Raw genomic sequence first — 18,541 nt, forward strand, 5'->3', positions numbered from 1 at the left:
GCCGCCCACCGGCGGCCCCCGCCCGTCGACGTCCTGCCCGCCCTCGAACACCCACCCGCCCGCCCGACCGCCCGCCCGACCACACCGTCGGCCCCGTCTCGTAGGTTCAGTCCCGTGACCCGCTACCCCGGCCAGTACGCCGCCACCGGCGTCTTCGTGTGCTTCGAGGGCGGCGAGGGCGCGGGCAAGTCGACCCAGTCGCGGCTGCTGCGCGACCGGCTCGCCGCCGACGGCTACACCGTGCTGCTGACCCACGAGCCCGGCGACACCCCGGTGGGCCAGGAGCTGCGCCGGATCGTGCTGAGCCCCGAGACCGGCGCCCTGGCCGACAAGACCGAGGTGCTGCTGTACGCCGCCGACAAGGCCGAGCACGTCGAGACCGTCGTACGGCCGGCGCTGGAGCGGGGCGAGGTGGTGGTCACCGACCGCTACGTCGACTCCACGCTGGCCTACCAGGGTGCGGGCCGGGCGCTCGATGCCGCGGAGGTCGAGGAGGTGGCCCGCTGGGCGACCGGCGACCTGCGCCCGCACCTGACCGTGGTGCTGGACCTGGAGCCGGAGGCGGGGCTGGGCCGCTTCGCGGAGCGCGACCGGATCGAGGGGGAGTCGCTGGAGTTCCACCAGCGGGTGCGGCGGTCGTTCCTCGAGCTCGCCGCCCGCGACCCGGAGCACTACGTCGTGCTGGACGCGCGGGCCCCGGTCGACGAGCTCGCCGGGACGATCTGCGGCCGCGTGCGCCCCCTGCTGCAGCAGGCGAGCCGGCGATGACGGTCTGGAGCACCCTGGTCGGCCAGCGGCCGACGATCACCGCCCTCCAGCAGGCGGTCGCCGGCCACGGCATGACCCACGCCTGGCTGTTCACCGGGCCGCCCGGGTCCGGCCGCTCGAACGCCGCCGTGGCCTTCGCGGCCGCCCTGCAGTGCGAGCACGGCGGCGCCGGCCCCGACTGCCCGGACACCTGCCACGCCTGTCACACCGTGCTCGCCGGCAGCCACGCCGACGTGTCGGTGATCCGCACCGAGAAGCTCTCCATCGGCGTCGACGAGGTCCGCGACCTGGTCCGCCGGGCGTCGCTGAGCCCGATGGGCGACCGCTGGCAGATCCTCGTCGTCGAGGACGCCGACCGGCTCACCGACCAGGCCTGCAACGCCCTGCTCAAGGCGATCGAGGAGCCCAACGGCCGCACCGTGTGGATGCTCTGCGCCCCGACCGTCGAGGACGTGCTCCCGACGATCCGCTCCCGCTGCCGGCTGGTGACGCTGTCCACGCCGACGACCGAGGAGGTCGCCGGCTTCCTGGTGGCCAAGGGCGTCGAAGGTTCGCTGGCGTCGTACGCCGCCCGGGCGAGCCAGGGCCACATCGGGCGGGCGCGGGCGCTGGCGTTCGACGAGGCGGTCCGCCGGCGGCGCGAGGAGGTCGTCCGGATCCCCGCCCGGCTCACCAGCCTGGGGCGGTGCATGGACGCCGCCACCCGGCTGGCCGAGACGGCCAAGGAGGAGGCCGACGCCATCACGGCCGACCTCGACGCCCGCGAGAAGGCCGACCTCGACTCGGCGTACGGCGTCGTGGAGCGCGGCCGCCGCCCGCGGGAGTACGGCCCGGCGCTGGCCGCCCTGGAGAAGGGGCAGAGGACTAGGGCCAAGCGGCGTCACCTCGACGTGGTCGACCGCGGGCTCACCGACCTGGTGTCGGTCTACCGCGACGCGATCGCGGTGGCCACCGGCGCCCCCGGCGCGCTGGTCAACGAGGAGATCCGCGACCAGGTCGAGGAGATCGTGCGGACCTCGACGCCGGAGCTCAACCTGCGGCGGATCGGGTGGATCTTCACCGCACGGGAGCAGATGTTGGAGTTCAATGTCCCGGTCGCCTTGGCCCTGGAGTCGATGATGGTGGCGTTGAAGGCACCGCAACGGTGAGGAGCACCAGGTGAAGAAGCAGTTGATCGTCGCGGTCGCGGTGATCTGGACGTTGGTCGTGGCCGGCGCGATCGGGGTGGGCGTGCTGCTCCTCACCGACGACGACGCCGATCCGGCGGCCGAGCGGGAGTCGGACTCGCCCTCCAGCCAGGCGCCGCCGACCGGCGACGGCCTGGAGCGGTTCTACGACCAGGAGATCTCCTGGAAGGAGTGCGGCGACAACGAGTGCGGTGAGCTCGAGGTGCCGATCAGCTACGAGGACCCGGGGGAGGGCACCATCCTGCTCGCGCTCGAGCGGGCGAAGGCCACCGGCGACAAGATCGGCTCGCTGGTGGTCAACCCCGGCGGCCCGGGCGCGCCCGGCACCTCCACCGTCGAGCAGGCCGACTCCTACTTCGCCGAGAAGCTCCGGGCCTCCTACGACATCGTCGGCTTCGACCCGCGCGGCACGGGCGAGTCCGAGCCCGTCGACTGCCTCAGCGACGACGACCTCGACGAGCAGATCGCGGCCGACCCCGATCCCGACACCCCCCAGGAGGTCGAGGAGGGGGTCGAGAACTCCGAGGAGTTCTGGACCGGGTGCGAGCAGAAGTCCGGCGAGGTCGCCGCCCACGTCAGCACCGTCGAGGCGGCCCGCGACATGGACGTGTTGCGCGAGGTGCTCGGCGAGGACAAGCTCGACTACCTCGGCTTCTCCTACGGCACCCGCCTCGGCGCGACGTACGCCGAGCTCTACCCCGACAACGTCGGCCGCTTCGTCCTCGACGGCGCGATCGACCCCTCGATCTCCTCCCGCGAGGGCTCGCTGAGCCAGGCCAAGGGCTTCGAGACCGCGCTGCGCGCCTACGTCCAGGACTGTGTCGACGGCGGCAGCTGCTTCCTGGGCGGCAGCGTCGAGGAGGGCCTGGCGACGATCAAGGGGCTGCTCGAGGACATCGACGAGAAGCCGCTGGAGACCGAGGACCCCGAGGGCCGCGAGCTGACGGTCGGCCTGGCGTTCTACGGCCTGATCACCCCGCTGTACGCCAAGGAGAACTGGACCTACCTCGACACCGGTCTCAAGGAGGCGCTCGACGGCGACGGCAGCACCCTGCTGTTCCTCTCCGACTTCTACGGATCGCGCGAGAACGGCGAGTACACCGACAACAGCCTCGAGGCGATCAGCGTCATCAACTGCCTCGACGACCCGTGGTCGATCACCGCCGAGGAGGTCCCCGACCACTTCGCGGACTTCGAGAAGGCCTCGCCCACGTTCGGCCGGGTCTTCGCCTGGGGACTGACCGCGTGCAACGGGATCCCGTTCACCTCCACCGACGAGCCCGACCTCGAGATCGACGGCTCCGGTGCGGCTCCGATCGTGGTCATCGGCACCACCCGCGACCCCGCGACGCCGTACGAGGAGGCGGTCGCGATGGCCGAGCAGCTCGAGTCCGGCGTGCTGGTCAGCCGCGACGGTGACGGCCACACGGCCTACAACCGCGGCAACGCCTGCATCGACGACGCGGTCCACGGCTACCTGATCGACGGGACGGTGCCCGAGGACGGACTCGAGTGCTGACCGGCTGACCCGGTCGCCGGGCGGGCCGGCGTACAGCGACGCGGCTCGCGCTCGCCCGCCCGGCGCCCCGGATTCCGTGGACCACCGGCCCCGCCGGTATGCTTCCGCGTCGTCGGTGCTTGCGCCGGCACGCCGCCTTAGCTCAGTCGGTAGAGCGAATCACTCGTAATGATTAGGTCGTCGGTTCGATTCCGACAGGCGGCTCCAGTGAGCTGTGAGGCCTCGGTCGAGGCTGCACACGCCGCACCGTGCCGGCGTGGCCGGGCGCTCAGACCGGCACCCGCCGCACCGGCAGCTCCGCCAGCGGGTTCCAGCCCCGCCCGATCCGCCGACCGGTCAGGGTGACCCAGGGGAGCCGGATCACGACCTCCTCGTCGCGGGCCCAGGCCGGCGGGCCGGGCGCCCGCCGCTCCTCCTCCGAGAGCTCGTCAGGAGCGACCCGCTCCCCGCGTCCTCGGGCGACCACGGACCAGCCGTGCCACTGCTCGTGGCTGACGTTGTCGACCTCGAAAACGAGCGCCGCGCCGGGGGCGAAGCGGTCCAGCAGCGAGCCCGGCGCCGTGCGCACGAGTACGGCGCCGCCCACCGCGACGTAGTTGACCGGCACCACCTCCGGTCCGGTCGGCCGGCACAGCGCCATCCGGCCGAAGACTCCGGCGCGCAGCAGCGCCTCGCTCTCGTCGTAGGTCAGCTCGTGGATCTCGGACACACCCCCAGCGTGAGCGGCAGCAGCGGCCGCCGGACAGGGGCGAAGGTCCCGCGACCACCGGGTCCGTCGGCCGCCGGTCCGTGCGGCAGGCGTCAGGCAGGCCTCCCGCAGGCCTCAGCGGGCCTTAAGCAGGCAGCGAGAACCAGACCGTCGTGCCGCCCGACGACGCGTCCTCGACGCCGATCCGGCCGCCGTGCGCCTCGACCGCGCGCTTCGCCGTCGCCAGGCCGATGCCGGTGCCGGTCACCGAGCGGTGGGCGCGGGCGTGCAGGTCGAAGACCGACGCGCGGCTCTCCGGCGGGATGCCGGACCCGTTGTCGGTGACCGCGACCCGCCACTGCCCGTCCTGGCGGCGGGCCGAGACGCCGATCTCGGGACGGCGGTCCGCCGGGGTGAACTTCACGGCGTTGGACAGCAGGTTCAGCAGCACGGCGTAGATCTGGTCGGCGTCGGCCAGCACCTGGGGGAGTGGCTCGCGGCGCACCAGTGCGGACCGCTCGTCGAGCACCGGGGCGAGGTCGGCCAGGGCGTGGTCGAGGACGACGTCCAGCTCGACCGGCGTGCGGTCCAGCTCGGCGCCGACCCGGGCGTAGGCGAGGATCGTGTCGATCATCGCCGCCATCCGGTGCCCGGCGCTGGTGGTGGCCTCCACCAGCGCGGCGGCGTCGGGATCCCGGGCCACGGCGGGCTCGGACGCGAGCAGCTCGCTGTTGGCGAGCACCGCCGTCAGCGGGGAGCGGAGGTCGTGGCTGACCTGGCCGGCGAAGAGCGAGAGCAGCTCGTTGGAGCGGCTCAGCTCGGCCTGGGTCCGGGTCAGCTCGGCCAGCGACTGCTCGAGCTGCCGGCTGCGCAGCCGGAGCTCGAGCACGTCGACCACCCGCTCCGCGACCACGCGGAGCACGGCGGCGCGCTCGGCCGCGAGCTCGTGCGGCTCGGTGTCGAAGACGCAGAGGCGGCCGATCGTCGTGCCCTGCGGCGTGACCAGCGGCGCGGAGGCGTAGAACCGGACGGTGTCGATCTCCCCGGTGACGAAGGGGTTGGCGGAGAACCGCCGGTCGATGCTCGCGTCCGGAGCCACGACGGTGCGGTCGTCGTCGAGCACCGCCGCGCACATCGAGTCCTCCCGCGCGCACACCGAGGGATCGATGCCAGTCGCGGCGATCTGGTGCTGGTGGTCGTGGGTGATCAGGTTGATCGCGGCGTTGGGCACGTCGCAGACCAGCGCGGCCAGCTCGACGAGGGCCTGCAGGTCGCGGCCGCCCGCCCCGGCGAGCGCGTCGTAGCTGTCGATCGCCTCATCGGGCGTCGGTGCCTCCACCACGACGTCAGCGTACGGAGCCGGTGTGCCTGGACCCCGGAGCTCAGAAGACGACGCCGCGGTCGACCACCAGGTTGGAGCCGGTGATCGACGCCGCCGCGCTCGAGGCGAGGAACAGCACGGCGTCGCAGACGTCGGCCGGCGGCATGAAGCCGGGGAAGGCGCTCTGGCTCTTCATCAGCAGGTCCCAGTCGATGTCGGCGGGCAGGTCCTTGGCGGAGGTGTGCGGCATCGGGGTGTCGATCCCGCCGGGGGAGACGCAGTTGACCCGCACCTTCTGCTTGGCCAGCTCGATCGCGAGGGACCGCATGGCCAGCAGCACGCCGGCCTTGCTCGCGCAGTACACCGAGTTGTAGGGCTGGGCGAAGGTGGCCGAGATCGAGGCGATGGTGACGACGTTGCCGCGGGACTCGGCGAGCGCCGGGGCGACCGCCTGGGTCAGCAGCACCGGCGCGACGAGGTTGACGTCGGTGTGCAGCCGGAGGTCGGCGGCGGTGATGTCGCCGAGCCGCGCGAAGCGCTGCACGCCCGCCACGTTGCAGAGCACGTCGAGGCCGCCCAGGTCGGCGACCGCCTGCTCGGCGAACGCCTCGACCGCCGCGTCGTCGCGCAGGTCGGTGACCACGACGCCGTCCCCGGCGACCGCGTCGGTGGCGACGACCGTGGCGCCCTCGCGCCGGAACGCCGCGACCAGTGTGCTGCCCACGCCGCCGGCCGCGCCGGTGACGACGACCCGCTTCCCCTCGAAGCGGCGCGCTGCGTCTGGCTGGTCCATCGGGCTCTCCCTCGTTCGGCGGTCGGGTCCGAGAGTAGAACCTGTTCCACCCGCGTGGAGGGGGATGCCGGTCACCGGACGGTGCGGATCATCTTCTTGTTGACGAACTCCTCCATGCCGTACCGCCCGAGCTCCCGGCCGAAGCCCGACCGCTTGATCCCGCCGAAGGGCAGCTCCGCCGCGTCGAGGCCGACCCCGTTGACGAAGACCATGCCCGCCTCGATCCGGTCTGCGACCCGCTGCGCCTGCTCGGGGTCGTCGGTGAAGACGAACGAGCCGAGGCCGTACGGCGTGTCGTTGGCCAGCCGGACCGCGTCGTCCTCGTCGGCCGCGCGGAAGACCATCGCCACGGGGCCGAACAGCTCCTGCCGGTAGGCCGGGTTGTCGGACCCGACGCCGGTCAGCACCCCGCTGGGGTGGAACGCGCCCTTGCGGTCGCCGGCGCTGGCCAGCGACGCGCCCCCGGCCACGGCGGCGTCCACCTGGTCGGCGAGCCCCGCCGCCGCCGCCTCCGAGACCAGGGGCGATCCCGGCGACGCGGCGAGCAGTGCCTCGGTGAACTTGGCGACGAAGTCGTCGTAGAGCTCGTCGACCACGATGAACCGCTTGCCGGCGTTGCAGGCCTGCCCGGTGTTCTCCATCCGGGCCGCCACGGCGGCCTGGACCGTGGCGTCGAGGTCGTCGGACCCGAGCACCAGGAACGGGTCGGAGCCGCCGAGCTCGAGCACCACCTTCTTCAGGTGCCGCCCGGCGATCTCGGCGACCGCGGCGCCGGCCCGCTCCGACCCGGTCAGCGAGACGCCCTGCACCCGCGGGTCGGCGATGATCCGCTCGACCTGCTCGTGGGAGGCGTAGACGTTGACGTAGGCGCCGGCGGGAAGGCCCGCGTCGAGGAACAGCTGCTGGAGCAACGCCGCCGACCGGGGGCACTGCGGCGCGTGCTTGAGCACGATGGTGTTGCCGGTGGCCAGGTTGGGGGCGACGAACCTCGCCACCTGATAGGTCGGGAAGTTCCACGGCATGATGCCCAGCAGCACGCCGACCGGCGCGCGTCGTACCAGCGCGGTGCCCTCGCCGTCGGCCAGCTCGATCGGCTCGTCGGCGAGGAACCTGGCGGCGTGGTCGGCGTAGTAGTCGTAGATGTCGGCCGAGAAGTCGACCTCGCCCTCGGCGTCGGCGAGCGGCTTGCCCATCTCCTCCACCATCGTCGCCGACAGCTCGGCGCTGCGGTCCCGGTGCAGCTGGGCGACCCGCCGCAGCAGCGCGGCGCGGTCCTCGACCGAGGAGGTCCGCCCCCAGGTGGTGAACGCCGTCGCCGCGGCGTCCACGGCCGCGGCGACGGCGTCGTCGGTGGCCGTCGGGAAGGTCTCCACGAGCTCTCCGGTGGCAGGGTTCAGCACGGCGTAGTCGGGCATGGTGGTGCTCCTTGGTCGGCGGGGACGGCTCAGCGGGCGGACTCGACGTCCGAGGACAGTCGTTGCGCCAGCCAGACGGGGACGATGGAGAAGACGATCAGGACGACGGCGACGACGTTGACCACCGGCGCCTGATTGGGACGGAACATGTTGTTGAGGATCCAGATGGGCAGCGTGTTGGCGCCGTTCCCCGCGGTGAACGTGGTCACGATGATCTCGTCGAAGCTCAGCGCGAAGGCCAGCATGCCGCCGGCCAGCAGCGCCGACCGGAGCTGCGGGAGCGTGACCAGCCGGAACGTGGTGAAGATGCCGGCACCGAGGTCGGCGGAGGCCTCCTCGAGGCTGGTGCCCATCCGCCGCAGCCGCGCCTGCACGTTGTTGAACACGGTGACGATGCAGAACGTGGCGTGCGCGATGACGATGGTCCACAGCGACAGCTGGACGCCGAGGATCGTGCGGAAGCCGTTGTTGAGCGCGATGCCGGTGACCACGCCCGGCAGCGCGATCGGCAGGATCACCAACAGGTTCACCGAATGCTTGCCGAAGAAGTCGTAGCGCTGCAGGGCCAGGGCGAGCAGGGTGCCCAGCACGAGGGCCACGAGCGTCGCGATCGCCGCCACCTGCAGGCTGGTGACCAGCGCCTCCCGGGCGCCGTCGCTGTGGGCGGCCCGCCGCCACCACTCCAGGGTGAGGCCCTGCGGTGGCCAGGTCATGGACTGGCTGGCGTTGACCGAGTTGGCGACGACCACCAGCAGCGGCAGGTAGATCAGGGCCAGCACCCCGAAGGTGAGCACGGCGAGCACGCGGCGCGCGGCACGGCTGAGGTTCATCAGAGGTTCTCCAGGGCGCCGGTACGACGGATCGCGGTGAGCAGCACCAGCATCACGACGATCGGGATCATGGCGATCGCCGCGGCGAGGGGCAGGTTGTTGGCGGCGCCGGCGTTGACGAAGACGAGGTTGCCGAGCATCTGGTTCGCCCCGCCGACGATGTTGACGGTGATGTAGTCGCCCATGGTGAGCGAGAAGCTGAAGATGGCGCCCGCCACGATGCCGGGCACCAGCAGCGGAAGGACGATCGAGCGGAGCACCATCCCGCTCGTGGCGCCGAGGTCGCCGGCCGCCTCGAGCAGCGAGTCGGGGACCCGCTCCAGCGCCGCGAAGATCGGCAGGATGACGTAGGGCAGCCAGATGTAGGCCTGGGTGATCACCACGGCCGTGAGCCCGTAGCCGGGCGAGCCGAGGCCGGTCCACTCCGCGAGCCCGCCCTCGGAGAGCACGACGCGCCAGGAGAAGACCTTCACCAGGTAGCTGGCCCACAGCGGGGTGAGCACCGCGACGACGAGCATGCGGCGGACCCGCGGCGAGGCCACCTTGGCCATGTAGAAGGCGATCGGGAGCGCGATCGCCACGTCGATCACCGTCACCACCAGTGCCACCGCGATCGTCCGGACGGTGACGTTGCGGTACACCTCGTTCTCGACCAGCGTGCGGAAGTTCTCCAGCGTCCAGGTGCGGTCGATCTCGCTGCTGAGGCTGTCCACCGACCACAGCGAGGTGATCAGCAGCGCCGCCAGCGCGACGACGTACACGAGGAGCATCCACGCGAGCGGAGCGGAGAGCAGCAGGCCCAGCCGCAGCCAGCCGAGGCGGTGCAGCAGCCGGGAGCCCGGCCGGGCCGCCGACGCCCGCGGTGCGGGGTCGGCGGACCGGCCGGTCCGGCCGTCGGTGACGGGGGTGGAGGTGGCCATGGTCAGCCCTTGATCTCCGTCCAGGCCTGGGTCCACTGCGCGTAGTCGGTGCACTCGACGTCGGTGCGGCCGTCGAGGCAGTCCTTGATCGGCGTGCGCCAGAACCAGAGCTGCTCGGCGTACTCCTCGTCACCGGCGTGGAACGTCTCGCAGTGCTTCGGGTTCGTCGTCTTCTCGCAGGCCTCCGGGCTGTTCGGGGCCTCACCGAAGTACTCCGTCGCCTGGGCGTTGGCCTCCGGGCTGAGGATGTAGTCCATCCACGCGTAGGCGCAGTTGGGGCTCTTCGCCTGCGAGGACAGCATCCAGGTGTCGTTCCACGCCGTGGCGCCCTCGGTGGGGAGGGTGACGTCGACGTCCTTGTTCTTGATGTTGTTCTTGATCACCTGCCAGGTGGTGCCGACGACCGAGTCGCCGGTCTCGAAGGCCTGGATCTCCTTCAGGTAGTCCGACCAGTACTCCCCGACGTACTGCCGCTGGAGCTTGAGCAGGTCCACCGCGGCGTCCAGCTGCTCCTGGTCCAGCGCGTAGGGGTTCTCGATGCCCAGCTCGGGCTGGGTCTTCATCAGGTAGAGCGCGGCGTCGGCGATGTAGATCGGCGAGTCGTACGCCGTCACCTTGCCCTTGTTGCGCTCCAGCTGGGCCTTGTCGAACACCGCGCCCCACGACGTCGGCGGCTCGTCGAAGCTCTTCTTGTTGTACATGAGCAGGTTGGCGCCGTACCCGTGGGGGACGCCGTAGTTCTTGCCGTCCACCGAGTTCCACTCGGTGTCCTTGAGGAAGTCGTAGACGTTCTCGTAGTTCGGCACCAGGTCGGTGTTGATCTCCTGCGCCTCGTCGGAGGCGATCAGCCGGAGCGAGAGGTCGCCGGAGGCCGCGATGACGTCGTACTCACCGGACTTGGCGAGGTTGAGCGCCTCGTCGGAGGTGCCGTAGACCTTGCTGGTCACCTCGCAGCCGGTGTCCTTCTCGAACGCCGACACCCAGTCGACGTTCGGGTCGTTGCTGCCGTCCTCGACGTAGCCGGGCCAGGCGAGGATGGAGACCTGGCCCTCCATCTCGCCGAGCTCCTCGACGGCATCGGTGTTCTTCTCGTCGTCGCCGCTGCCGCAGGCGGTCAGCACGGAGACCGACAGCAGGGAGAGGCAGGCCATCTTCACGCGGCCGCGCCGGAGGGTGGATTTCATGGTGATCTCCGCTTTCTCGTTGGGCTTTCTCGGTGGGTTGGTGTGGAGCTGCAGAGGGGTCAGGTGGGCCGGCCGAGGGCGACCACGTCGGCACGCGCGAACCGGACGGTCACCGCGTCGCCACGGTGGTCGGAGCGGGCGAGGGAGCCGGAGGTCTGCTCCAGGGCGACGAGCTCGAGGCCGTCGTCGGTGCGCAGGTGCACCCGGTGGCCGGTGCCGAGGTAGATGGACTCCACGACGACCGCGTCGAGGCGGACCTCGTCGGGCTCGGCGGGTCCGGCGTCGCCGGCGGCGGACAGGCGCAACCGCTCGGGCCGGACGGCGTGCTCCCCGGCCACGCCGAGCACCCGCCGCGAGGTGTCGCTGTCGAGCAGGTTGGTGGTGCCGACGAAGCCGGCGACGTACGCCGAGCTGGGGTGCTCGTAGATCTCGCGCGGCGTGCCGAGCTGCTGGATCCGGCCGGCGTCGAAGACGGCGATCCGGTCGCTGAGGGTCAGCGCCTCCTCCTGGTCGTGGGTGACGAAGACGAAGGTGATGCCGAGGTCGCGCTGGAGCTGCTTGAGCTCCACCTGCATCTGCTCGCGCAGCTTGAGGTCGAGCGCCCCGAGCGGCTCGTCGAGCAGGAGGACGCGGGGCTCCAGCACGATGGCCCGGGCCAGGGCGACCCGCTGTCGCTGACCGCCGGAGAGCTGGGTCGGCCGCCGGCCCCCCAGGTGGCCCAGCCGCACGGTCTCGAGTGCGCGCTGTGCGCGCTCCCGGCGGTCCTTCTTGCCCAGGCCGCGGACCCGCAGCCCGTAGCCGACGTTGTCGAGGACGCTCATGTGCGGGAAGAGCGCGTAGTCCTGGAAGACGGTGTGCACGTCACGCTCGAACGGCGCCGCCCGGGTCACGTCCACCCCGCCGAGGACCACGGTGCCGGCGGTGGCGGACTCGAAGCCCGCGATCAGCCGCAGGACCGTCGTCTTGCCCGAGCCCGAGGGGCCCAGCATCGAGAAGAACTCACCGTCCGCGATGTCGAGGTCGACGCCGTCCACGGCGGCCACGTCGCCGAACTCCTTGCGGAGGCCGCGGAGCGAGATGGCAGGCGAGCCCGCGTCCGTGGCGGGAGCAACGGGCGGCGCAGGGGCGCTCGTCGGGAGGGACATCTGGATGTGCCTTTCGTCGCGGTCCGCCGGATTGGTGCGATAACCTATGACTTCAGAGTTCAAAGCACAAGGGATGCGGCAAGATGGTCCGCAAACGTCATCGAGCGGTAACAGGACAGGAGGCCCCGTGGCGGTGCCGTTCTACGGGCGGGCATCGGCAGCGGTGTTCTCACCGCTGGAGTCGATGAGCCGGTCCGAGCTGGTGGTCCGCCGGCTGACCGACGCGATCGCGCTCGGCCTGCTGCCCGACGCGGAGCAGCTGCCCGGTGAGACCGACCTGGCCGGCATCTTCGGCGTCTCCACCGTGACCGTCCGCGAGGCGCTCTCCGTGCTGCGTGCGGAGGGCCTCATCGAGACCCGGCGCGGGCGCGGTGGCGGCAGCTTCGTCCGGATGCCCGAGAACGGCATCAGCCACCTCGCCCGCCGCCGCCTCGACGGCTTCGGCCTCAGCGAGCTGCGCGACCTCGGCGACGTCTACGCGGCCATCTGCGGCGCGAGCGCGGCGCTCGCCGCCCGCCGGTCCAGCCCTGACGACCTCGCGCGACTGGGGCGGGTCGCCGACGCGCTCGCCGCGGCCGAGACCGCCGACGCCCGGCGCCGGGCCGACGCCCACTTCCACATCGAGGTCGCCGCCGCCGCGCAGTCGCCGCAGCTCTACCACGAGGAGGTTCGTCTGCAGGCCGAGTTCGGCACGCTGCTGTGGATCGCCTTCGGCGACGACGCCAGCCACGCGCAGATGGTGCGCAGCTGTCGAGCCGTGGTGGCGGCCATCGGACAGCACGACCCCCGGGCGGCCCGGGAGGCGGCCGAGCAGCGGGTGGCCGACTCGACCGCCCGCCTGATCGAGTACCGACTCAGTGAGGACAGGCGATGAGCAACCCGACCAAGCAGGCCGGCGGGACCGGCCGGACCGCGAAGGCTGCGCCCGCCGCGGCCAGGGGCGACCTGCCCGCCGAGGTCGAGCGCGTCCGACAGGCGCTGGACGCGCTCGTGGGCGACGCCCTCGCGCTCGCCGACCGGATCGCGGCCGCCGTGGAGCCGGCGCTCGCGTCCCGCGCCGTGCCAGCCCGTGGCGACCTGGCCGCGGTGGAGCCCCTCGTCACGCCGGTGCTCGCCGATGCCGCCCGGCCGATCCAGGGAGCGGGGTTCGTCGCCGAGCGCGGTCTGCTGCGCGACGCGCCGTGGTGGCTGGAGTGGTTCGCCCGCGACGACGACGGCCGGGTCCAGCGCCTGGTCACCCACTCCGACCCGAAGGCGATCGGCTTCTACGACTACGAGTCGCTGCCGTGGTTCGTGGTGCCGCGCGACACCGGGCGCAACCACGTCACCGGCCCCTACGTCGACTACCTCTGCACCGAGGAGTACACGCTCACCTTCACCACGCCGGTCCGGGTCGACGGGCGGTTCGTGGGGGTCGCGGGCGCCGACATCGCGGTCAAGCAGGCCGAGCAGCGGCTGCTCCCGGCTCTCTGCGCCGCCGAGTCGCGGCTGGCGGTCGTGAACGGCGACGGCCGGATCCTCTCCAGCAACAGCGGGCGCCACGTGTGCGGCGACCTGCTCCCTGCCTCCGGCCGCCGCAAGCGCCACGCCTACCCGATGGGCGACCTGCCGCTCACCATCGTCTCCCTGGGCGACTGAGGGCGGCCCCGGTCCGACGGTCAGCCCTGGTCGCCGTACCGCTCCAGGCAGAAGTCCGCCAGCCGGTCGGCGAGCGCAGCGAGCTCCGCGGCGGCGTGGTGGCGCGGGTCCCACGCCGCGTGCAGCCCGAGCCTGAGCGAGGCCGGCCCGCTGCCGATGCGCAGCGGCACCAGGTCGAAGCGCGGGTCGTCGGAGACGACGGCGATGCCGCGACCCGCGGCCGCGAGCGCCTGGGCCACCTGGGGGTCGTCGCACTCGACGACCGCGGCGGCGGTGCGGCCCACGGCGGCGAGCGCCTCGTCGACCAGCGTCCGGGGCCGGAAGCTGCGGTCGAGCAGCACCAGCGGATGGTCGGCCAGCTCCTCGACGGGGAGATGGCTCCGCCCGGCCAGCGGATGGGTCGCGGGGACGTAGGCCCAGACGGGAAGCACGGCGACCACCCTGGTGCCGAGGCGGCGGGGCGGCGGCACGGTGAGGATCGCGAGGTCGCGGTCGCTGCCGATCCCGCGCAGCGCCTCGTCGCCGTGGGCCTCGGTGACGGTGATGAGCGGGTCGTCCGGCCGGAGGGTCGCCAGGAACGGGGCGAGCACGTCGGTCAGCGTGGTGGTCGGCGCCGCCATCCGCACCCGCGTCAGCCGGCCGCTGCGGAGCGCGTCGGCGACGGATCGCGCGTTCTCCGCGGCCGCCAGCACCTCCTCGGCCGCCTCGAGGAAGACCTCTCCCGCGACGGTGAGGCGCAGCCGCCCCCGGTCGCGGTCGAACAGCCGTACGCCGACCTGTCGCTCCAGCTGCTGCACCTGCCGGGAGAGCGCCGGCTGGCTGACCAGGAGCACCGATGCCGCCGCGCTGACCGAGCCGGCGCTCACCACGGTGCGAAAGGTGTGCAGCAGCCGGAGGTCCACGCGAAGAGTATGCAGCAACGACATGGGATCGAGTCGGTATCGGCATTGGACGACATGGCTGACGCGGCCGGAGCATGGGACCCATGACGACGTTCACCGACCAGGCCGTCCCGAGCTCGCGGCTGCTGCGGACCGCGATCCCCGGCCCCCGGTCCGAGGAGCTCGCACGCCGCAAGCAGCTCGCCGTCGCCGGGGGCGTCGGCACGACGATGCCGGTCTACGCCAGCCGCGCCTGGGGCGGCGTCGTGGAGGACGTCGACGGCAACGTGCTGATCGACCTCGGCTCCGGCATCGCGGTGACGACCGTCGGGTCCAGCGCGCCGAGGGTGGTCCGGGCCGTGCAGGAGCAGGTCGAGCGGTTCACCCACACGTGCTTCATGGTCACCCCCTACGAGGGCTACGTCGAGGTGGCCGAGCGGCTCAACGCACTGACCCCCGGTGGGCACGAGAAGCGGTCGGTGCTGTTCAACTCGGGCGCGGAGGCGGTGGAGAACGCCGTGAAGATCGCCCGGGCTGCCACCGGGCGGCAGGCGGTCGTGGCGTTCGACCACGCCTACCACGGCCGCACCAGCCTCACCATGGCGATGACGGCCAAGTCGATGCCCTACAAGCACGGGTTCGGTCCCTTCGCGCCGGAGGTCTACCGGGCGCCGCTGTCCTACCCGTTCCGCGACGGCGGGATGAGCGGTCCGGAGGCGGCTGCCCGCGCGGTCGACCACATCGAGAAGCAGGTCGGTGCGGCCAACCTCGCAGCCGTCGTGATCGAGCCGATCCAGGGAGAGGGCGGCTTCATCGTCCCGGCACCGGGGTTCCTCCCCGCGATCGCCGCATGGTGCCGTGACAACGGGGTGCTCCTCGTCGCCGACGAGGTGCAGACCGGCTTCGCCCGCACCGGCGCGATGTTCGCCTGCGAGCACGAGCAAGTGGTGCCGGACCTGATCGTGACTGCCAAGGGCATCGCCGGCGGCCTTCCCCTCTCGGCGGTCACCGGCCGCGCCGAGCTCCTCGACGCCGTGCACCCCGGCGGCCTCGGAGGCACCTACGGCGGCAACCCGCTCGCCTGTGCGGCAGCGCTCGCCACGATGGACACGATCGAGGAGGAGGGCCTCGTGCAGCGCGCCGCCGACATCGGCGACCTCCTCCACGAGCGGCTGCGCCGGCTGCAGGAGCGCGACGCACGCCTCGGCGACGTCCGCGGCCGCGGCGCGATGGTCGCCGTCGAGCTCGTCGAGCCGGCGACCGGCGACCCCGACCCGGCGCTCGCGCGAGCGGTCGCCGCCGCGGCGCACCGCGAGGGCGTCATCGTGCTCACCTGCGGCACCTACGGCAACGTGCTCCGCTTCCTGCCGCCGCTGGCCACCACCGACGACCTGCTGCACGAGGCGTTCGACGTGCTGGACGCCGCCTTCGCCGCCGAGGCCCGGTCGTCGTGACCCTCGGGCTCACCGACGCGGCGGTGAGCGAGGCGGTCGACCGCGGGCGGCTGGCGCCGCTGCGCGAGGCCCGCCGCCAGCTCGCCGCCGCCTGCGAGCGGCTGGACCTCGGTCCCGGCATGTTCGACATGCTGGCCACCCCACGCCGCGAGATGACCGTCAGCGTCCCGCTGCGCCGCGACTCGGGAGAGACCGAGGTCCTCGTCGGCCATCGCGTGCAGCACAACTTCTCGCGCGGACCGGCCAAGGGCGGCCTGCGCTACAGCGCCGACGTGGACCTCGACGAGGTCCGCGCACTCGCCATGTGGATGACGTGGAAGTGCGCCCTGCTGGACGTCCCGTACGGCGGCGCGAAGGGCGGGATCCGGATCGACCCGCGCCGCTACAGCCCTGCCGAGCTGCAGCGGGTGACCCGGCGCTACGCCAGCGAGATCAGTCCGATCATCGGTCCGGCGCACGACATCCCGGCGCCCGACATCGGCACCGACGAGCAGACCATGGCCTGGCTGATGGACACCTACTCCGTCAGCCGCGGCCACACCGTGCTCGGTGTGGTCACCGGCAAGCCGATCAGCCTCGGCGGCTCCCGGGGCCGGGGCCTCGCCACCTCCCGCGGCGTGGTGCACACCGCGCTCGCGGCGCTGGAGTCGCTGGGGATCGACCCCACCCGGGCGACTGCGGCTGTCCAGGGCTTCGGCAAGGTCGGGTCCGGCGCCGCCGCCCTGCTGGCCGAGCACGGGGTCACCGTCGTCGCGGTCAGCGACGAGTACGGCGGGGTCCGCGACCCGAGAGGCCTCGACCTCGAGGCCCTCGCGACCCACGTGCGCGAGCACGGCAGTGTCGTCGGGTCGCCCGGAGCGCGGGAGACGACCAACGAGGAGCTGCTCGAGCTCGACGTCGACCTGCTCGTGCCCGCGGCCGTGGAGGGCGTGCTGCACGAGGGCAACGCCGCCCGGGTGCGGGCCCGCTGCATCGTCGAGGGCGCCAACGGACCCACCACGACGGCGGCCGACGCCGCGCTCGCGGCCAACGGCGTGCTCGTCGTACCGGACATCCTTGCCAACGCCGGCGGCGTCGTCGTCTCCTACTTCGAGTGGGTGCAGGCCAACCAGGCGTACTGGTGGAGCGAGGCGGAGGTCGAGACCCGGCTCGCGCAGCGCATGCGCCAGGCCTGGGACGACGTCAGCGCCCGCGCCACCCGCGACGGGATCAGCCTGCGCGACGCGGCGACCTGCATCGCCGTCGACCGCGTCGCCACCGCCCACCACCAGAGAGGCCTCTACCCGTGACCCGACCTATGCGGCCGACCCCGTCCGGCCAGCCCACCCTGACCGACGTCCTCGACCGGCTCGACGCGGGCTCCGGCGTCCTCGTCGGCGACCAGCGCCTCGCCGGTGCCGCCGGCACGTTCGACGTCGACGACCCGGCCGACAAGGCGGTGGTCGCCACCGTGGCCGACGCTGACGCGGCCCAGGCCACTGCGGCTGTCGACGCCGCCCACGCCGCCGCGGACGACTGGGCGCGCACGCCCCCGCGCCGGCGGTCCGAGCTGCTGCACCGGGTCTTCGAGCTCATGCACCGGGACGCCGAGGTGTTGGCTGCGCTGATCGTCGCGGAGAACGGCAAGGCCGGCGCCGACGCCCGCGCGGAGGTCGCCTACGCGGCGGAGTTCTTCCGGTGGTTCGCGGAGGAGGCGGTCCGCACCGACGGCGGCTACGGCCCCGCCCCGGCCGGGGGGACCCGGACGGTGGTCACCCACCGGCCGGTCGGCGTGGCGGCGCTCGTCACGCCCTGGAACTTCCCGGCGGCCATGGCCACCCGCAAGATCGCCCCGGCGCTCGCGGCCGGGTGCACCGTGGTCCTGAAGCCGGCGGCGGAGACGCCGCTCACCGCGCTGGCCGTCGCCGGGCTGGTCGCCGAGGCGGGCATCCCGCCGGGCGTGGTCAACGTGGTGCCCACGACGGAGCCGGCGGACGTCGTCGGCACCTGGCTGCGCGATCCGCGGGTGCGCAAGCTGTCCTTCACCGGCTCGACGCCGGTCGGCCGCACCCTGCTCCACCAGGCCGCCGACCGGGTGCTGAACGCCTCGATGGAGCTGGGTGGCAACGCGCCGTTCGTCGTCGACGCCGACGCCGACCTGACCGCGGCGGTGGACGGGGCGATGGTCGCGAAGTTCCGCGGTGGAGGGCAGGCCTGCACGGCCGCCAACCGGTTCTACGTCCACGAGTCGGTGGCCTTCGACTTCGTCGCCCGCCTCGCGGACCGGGTCGCCCGCCTGCGGGTCGGGCGCGGCGCCGACCCGGCGACCGAGATCGGGCCGCTGATCAACCAGGCGGCGGTCGACCGGGTGGCGGGCCTGGTCGCCGACGCGGTGGACCGCGGGGCCCGGGTGGCCGCCCGCGCCGCCGTGCCCGAGGACCTCAGCGGCTACTTCCTCGCCCCCACGGTGCTCGCCGACGTGGACCCGGCCGCGCGGGTGGTGCAGGAGGAGGTCTTCGCGCCGGTCGCGCCCGTGGTGACCTGGCGCGACCGCGACGAGCTGCTCGCGATGGTCAACGGCACGGAGCTGGGGCTCGCGGCCTACGTCTACTCCGCGGACCTCAAGCGCGCGCTCCAGCTGGCCGAGTCGATCGAGGCCGGCATGGTCGGCGTCAACCGTGGGCTCGTCTCCGACCCCTCGGCCCCGTTCGGCGGCATGAAGCAGAGCGGGCTCGGCCGCGAGGGCGCCCGCGAGGGGCTGGCGGAGTTCCAGGAGACGCAGTACTTCAGCGTCGACTGGTCGGACTGACGTGACGGCG

General features: G+C 72.8%; 17 protein-coding genes and 1 tRNA gene. 9 read left to right on the plus strand and 9 right to left on the minus strand.

Features of this window, described 5'->3' with window-relative positions:
* The first annotated feature begins 114 nt into the window (after window positions 1–114).
* From tmk to ACPOLA_RS15275, 4 genes are all read left to right on the plus strand, one after another.
* Complete coding sequence (gene tmk / locus ACPOLA_RS15260; RefSeq protein WP_435771294.1) at window positions 115–768, plus strand: dTMP kinase; 654 nt, start codon at window positions 115–117, stop codon at window positions 766–768.
* Window positions 765–1,916 carry a DNA polymerase III subunit delta' gene (locus ACPOLA_RS15265; RefSeq protein ID WP_435771295.1) on the plus strand — a complete coding sequence of 384 codons (1,152 nt, stop codon included), beginning with the start codon at window positions 765–767 and terminating at the stop codon, window positions 1,914–1,916. Before tmk ends, ACPOLA_RS15265 begins: the two co-directional genes overlap by 4 nt.
* A 10-nt stretch (window positions 1,917–1,926) precedes the next feature.
* Window positions 1,927–3,474: an alpha/beta hydrolase gene (locus tag ACPOLA_RS15270; RefSeq protein WP_435771296.1), complete on the plus strand. Its 1,548-nt coding sequence runs from the start codon at window positions 1,927–1,929 to the stop codon at window positions 3,472–3,474.
* Window positions 3,475–3,605: 131 nt separating this feature from the next.
* Window positions 3,606–3,681, plus strand: a tRNA-Thr gene (locus ACPOLA_RS15275).
* A 61-nt stretch (window positions 3,682–3,742) separates the two neighbouring features.
* Here ACPOLA_RS15275 and ACPOLA_RS15280 read toward each other — a convergent pair.
* From ACPOLA_RS15280 to ACPOLA_RS15315, 8 genes are all read right to left on the minus strand, one after another.
* Window positions 3,743–4,183, minus strand: a complete 441-nt coding sequence (locus ACPOLA_RS15280) for a pyridoxamine 5'-phosphate oxidase family protein (RefSeq protein WP_435771297.1) — start codon at window positions 4,181–4,183, stop codon at window positions 3,743–3,745.
* A gap of 124 nt (window positions 4,184–4,307) precedes the next feature.
* Window positions 4,308–5,504 carry a sensor histidine kinase gene (locus tag ACPOLA_RS15285; RefSeq protein ID WP_435771298.1) on the minus strand — a complete coding sequence of 399 codons (1,197 nt, stop codon included), beginning with the start codon at window positions 5,502–5,504 and terminating at the stop codon, window positions 4,308–4,310.
* Window positions 5,505–5,544: 40 nt separating this feature from the next.
* Window positions 5,545–6,276 (minus strand): SDR family NAD(P)-dependent oxidoreductase, encoded by a 732-nt coding sequence (locus tag ACPOLA_RS15290; RefSeq protein WP_435771299.1) that lies wholly within the window; start codon window positions 6,274–6,276, stop codon window positions 5,545–5,547.
* Between the two features lie 71 nt (window positions 6,277–6,347).
* Window positions 6,348–7,691, minus strand: a complete 1,344-nt coding sequence (locus ACPOLA_RS15295; protein ID WP_435771300.1) for an NAD-dependent succinate-semialdehyde dehydrogenase — start codon at window positions 7,689–7,691, stop codon at window positions 6,348–6,350.
* 29 nt (window positions 7,692–7,720) lie between these two features.
* Window positions 7,721–8,521, minus strand: a complete 801-nt coding sequence (locus ACPOLA_RS15300; RefSeq protein ID WP_435771301.1) for an ABC transporter permease — start codon at window positions 8,519–8,521, stop codon at window positions 7,721–7,723.
* Window positions 8,521–9,441: an ABC transporter permease gene (locus ACPOLA_RS15305; protein WP_435771302.1), complete on the minus strand. Its 921-nt coding sequence runs from the start codon at window positions 9,439–9,441 to the stop codon at window positions 8,521–8,523. The genes ACPOLA_RS15300 and ACPOLA_RS15305 overlap by 1 nt, the downstream gene beginning before the upstream one ends.
* Window positions 9,442–9,443: 2 nt before the next feature.
* Window positions 9,444–10,625 (minus strand): extracellular solute-binding protein, encoded by a 1,182-nt coding sequence (locus ACPOLA_RS15310; protein WP_435771303.1) that lies wholly within the window; start codon window positions 10,623–10,625, stop codon window positions 9,444–9,446.
* 59 nt (window positions 10,626–10,684) lie between these two features.
* A complete protein-coding gene (locus ACPOLA_RS15315; RefSeq protein WP_435771304.1) occupies window positions 10,685–11,770 on the minus strand; it encodes an ABC transporter ATP-binding protein in 1,086 nt (361 codons plus the stop codon).
* Window positions 11,771–11,897: 127 nt separating this feature from the next.
* Between ACPOLA_RS15315 and ACPOLA_RS15320 the strand changes: the two genes are divergently transcribed.
* Window positions 11,898–12,644 (plus strand): FadR/GntR family transcriptional regulator, encoded by a 747-nt coding sequence (locus ACPOLA_RS15320; RefSeq protein WP_435771305.1) that lies wholly within the window; start codon window positions 11,898–11,900, stop codon window positions 12,642–12,644.
* The gene (locus tag ACPOLA_RS15325) at window positions 12,641–13,408 is read left to right on the plus strand and encodes a cache domain-containing protein (RefSeq protein WP_435771306.1); all 768 of its coding nucleotides are present in this window, start codon (window positions 12,641–12,643) and stop codon (window positions 13,406–13,408) included. Before ACPOLA_RS15320 ends, ACPOLA_RS15325 begins: the two co-directional genes overlap by 4 nt.
* A gap of 20 nt (window positions 13,409–13,428) precedes the next feature.
* Here the strand turns inward: ACPOLA_RS15325 and ACPOLA_RS15330 are convergent, their stop codons facing one another.
* Window positions 13,429–14,310 (minus strand): LysR family transcriptional regulator, encoded by an 882-nt coding sequence (locus ACPOLA_RS15330; RefSeq protein ID WP_435771307.1) that lies wholly within the window; start codon window positions 14,308–14,310, stop codon window positions 13,429–13,431.
* An 83-nt stretch (window positions 14,311–14,393) separates the two neighbouring features.
* Between ACPOLA_RS15330 and gabT the strand changes: the two genes are divergently transcribed.
* The 3 genes from gabT to ACPOLA_RS15345 are packed head-to-tail and all read left to right on the plus strand — an operon-like array spanning window position 14,394 to window position 18,531.
* Window positions 14,394–15,743: a 4-aminobutyrate--2-oxoglutarate transaminase gene (gene gabT, locus ACPOLA_RS15335; protein WP_435771308.1), complete on the plus strand. Its 1,350-nt coding sequence runs from the start codon at window positions 14,394–14,396 to the stop codon at window positions 15,741–15,743.
* Window positions 15,740–17,032: a Glu/Leu/Phe/Val family dehydrogenase gene (locus tag ACPOLA_RS15340; RefSeq protein WP_435771309.1), complete on the plus strand. Its 1,293-nt coding sequence runs from the start codon at window positions 15,740–15,742 to the stop codon at window positions 17,030–17,032. The genes gabT and ACPOLA_RS15340 overlap by 4 nt, the downstream gene beginning before the upstream one ends.
* An 8-nt stretch (window positions 17,033–17,040) precedes the next feature.
* The gene (locus ACPOLA_RS15345) at window positions 17,041–18,531 is read left to right on the plus strand and encodes an NAD-dependent succinate-semialdehyde dehydrogenase (protein ID WP_435771362.1); all 1,491 of its coding nucleotides are present in this window, start codon (window positions 17,041–17,043) and stop codon (window positions 18,529–18,531) included.
* Window positions 18,532–18,541: the final 10 nt, after the last annotated feature.

The sequence above is a fragment of the Nocardioides proteolyticus genome (genome assembly GCF_051280635.3).
Lineage (GTDB): Bacteria > Actinomycetota > Actinomycetes > Propionibacteriales > Nocardioidaceae > Nocardioides.

What these genes read in the sequence shown, in the direction of transcription:
- ACPOLA_RS15265 (WP_435771295.1), top strand. Translation starts at nt 765, where the DNA reads ATGACGGTCTGGAGCACCCTGGTCGGCCAGCGGCCGACGATCACCGCC.
- ACPOLA_RS15290 (WP_435771299.1), bottom strand. Translation starts at nt 6,276, where the DNA reads ATGGACCAGCCAGACGCAGCGCGCCGCTTCGAGGGGAAGCGGGTCGTC.
- ACPOLA_RS15295 (WP_435771300.1), bottom strand. Translation starts at nt 7,691, where the DNA reads ATGCCCGACTACGCCGTGCTGAACCCTGCCACCGGAGAGCTCGTGGAG.
- ACPOLA_RS15300 (WP_435771301.1), bottom strand. Translation starts at nt 8,521, where the DNA reads ATGAACCTCAGCCGTGCCGCGCGCCGCGTGCTCGCCGTGCTCACCTTC.
- ACPOLA_RS15305 (WP_435771302.1), bottom strand. Translation starts at nt 9,441, where the DNA reads ATGGCCACCTCCACCCCCGTCACCGACGGCCGGACCGGCCGGTCCGCC.
- ACPOLA_RS15310 (WP_435771303.1), bottom strand. Translation starts at nt 10,625, where the DNA reads ATGAAATCCACCCTCCGGCGCGGCCGCGTGAAGATGGCCTGCCTCTCC.
- ACPOLA_RS15315 (WP_435771304.1), bottom strand. Translation starts at nt 11,770, where the DNA reads ATGTCCCTCCCGACGAGCGCCCCTGCGCCGCCCGTTGCTCCCGCCACG.
- ACPOLA_RS15325 (WP_435771306.1), top strand. Translation starts at nt 12,641, where the DNA reads ATGAGCAACCCGACCAAGCAGGCCGGCGGGACCGGCCGGACCGCGAAG.
- gabT (WP_435771308.1), top strand. Translation starts at nt 14,394, where the DNA reads ATGACGACGTTCACCGACCAGGCCGTCCCGAGCTCGCGGCTGCTGCGG.
- ACPOLA_RS15345 (WP_435771362.1), top strand. Translation starts at nt 17,041, where the DNA reads ATGCGGCCGACCCCGTCCGGCCAGCCCACCCTGACCGACGTCCTCGAC.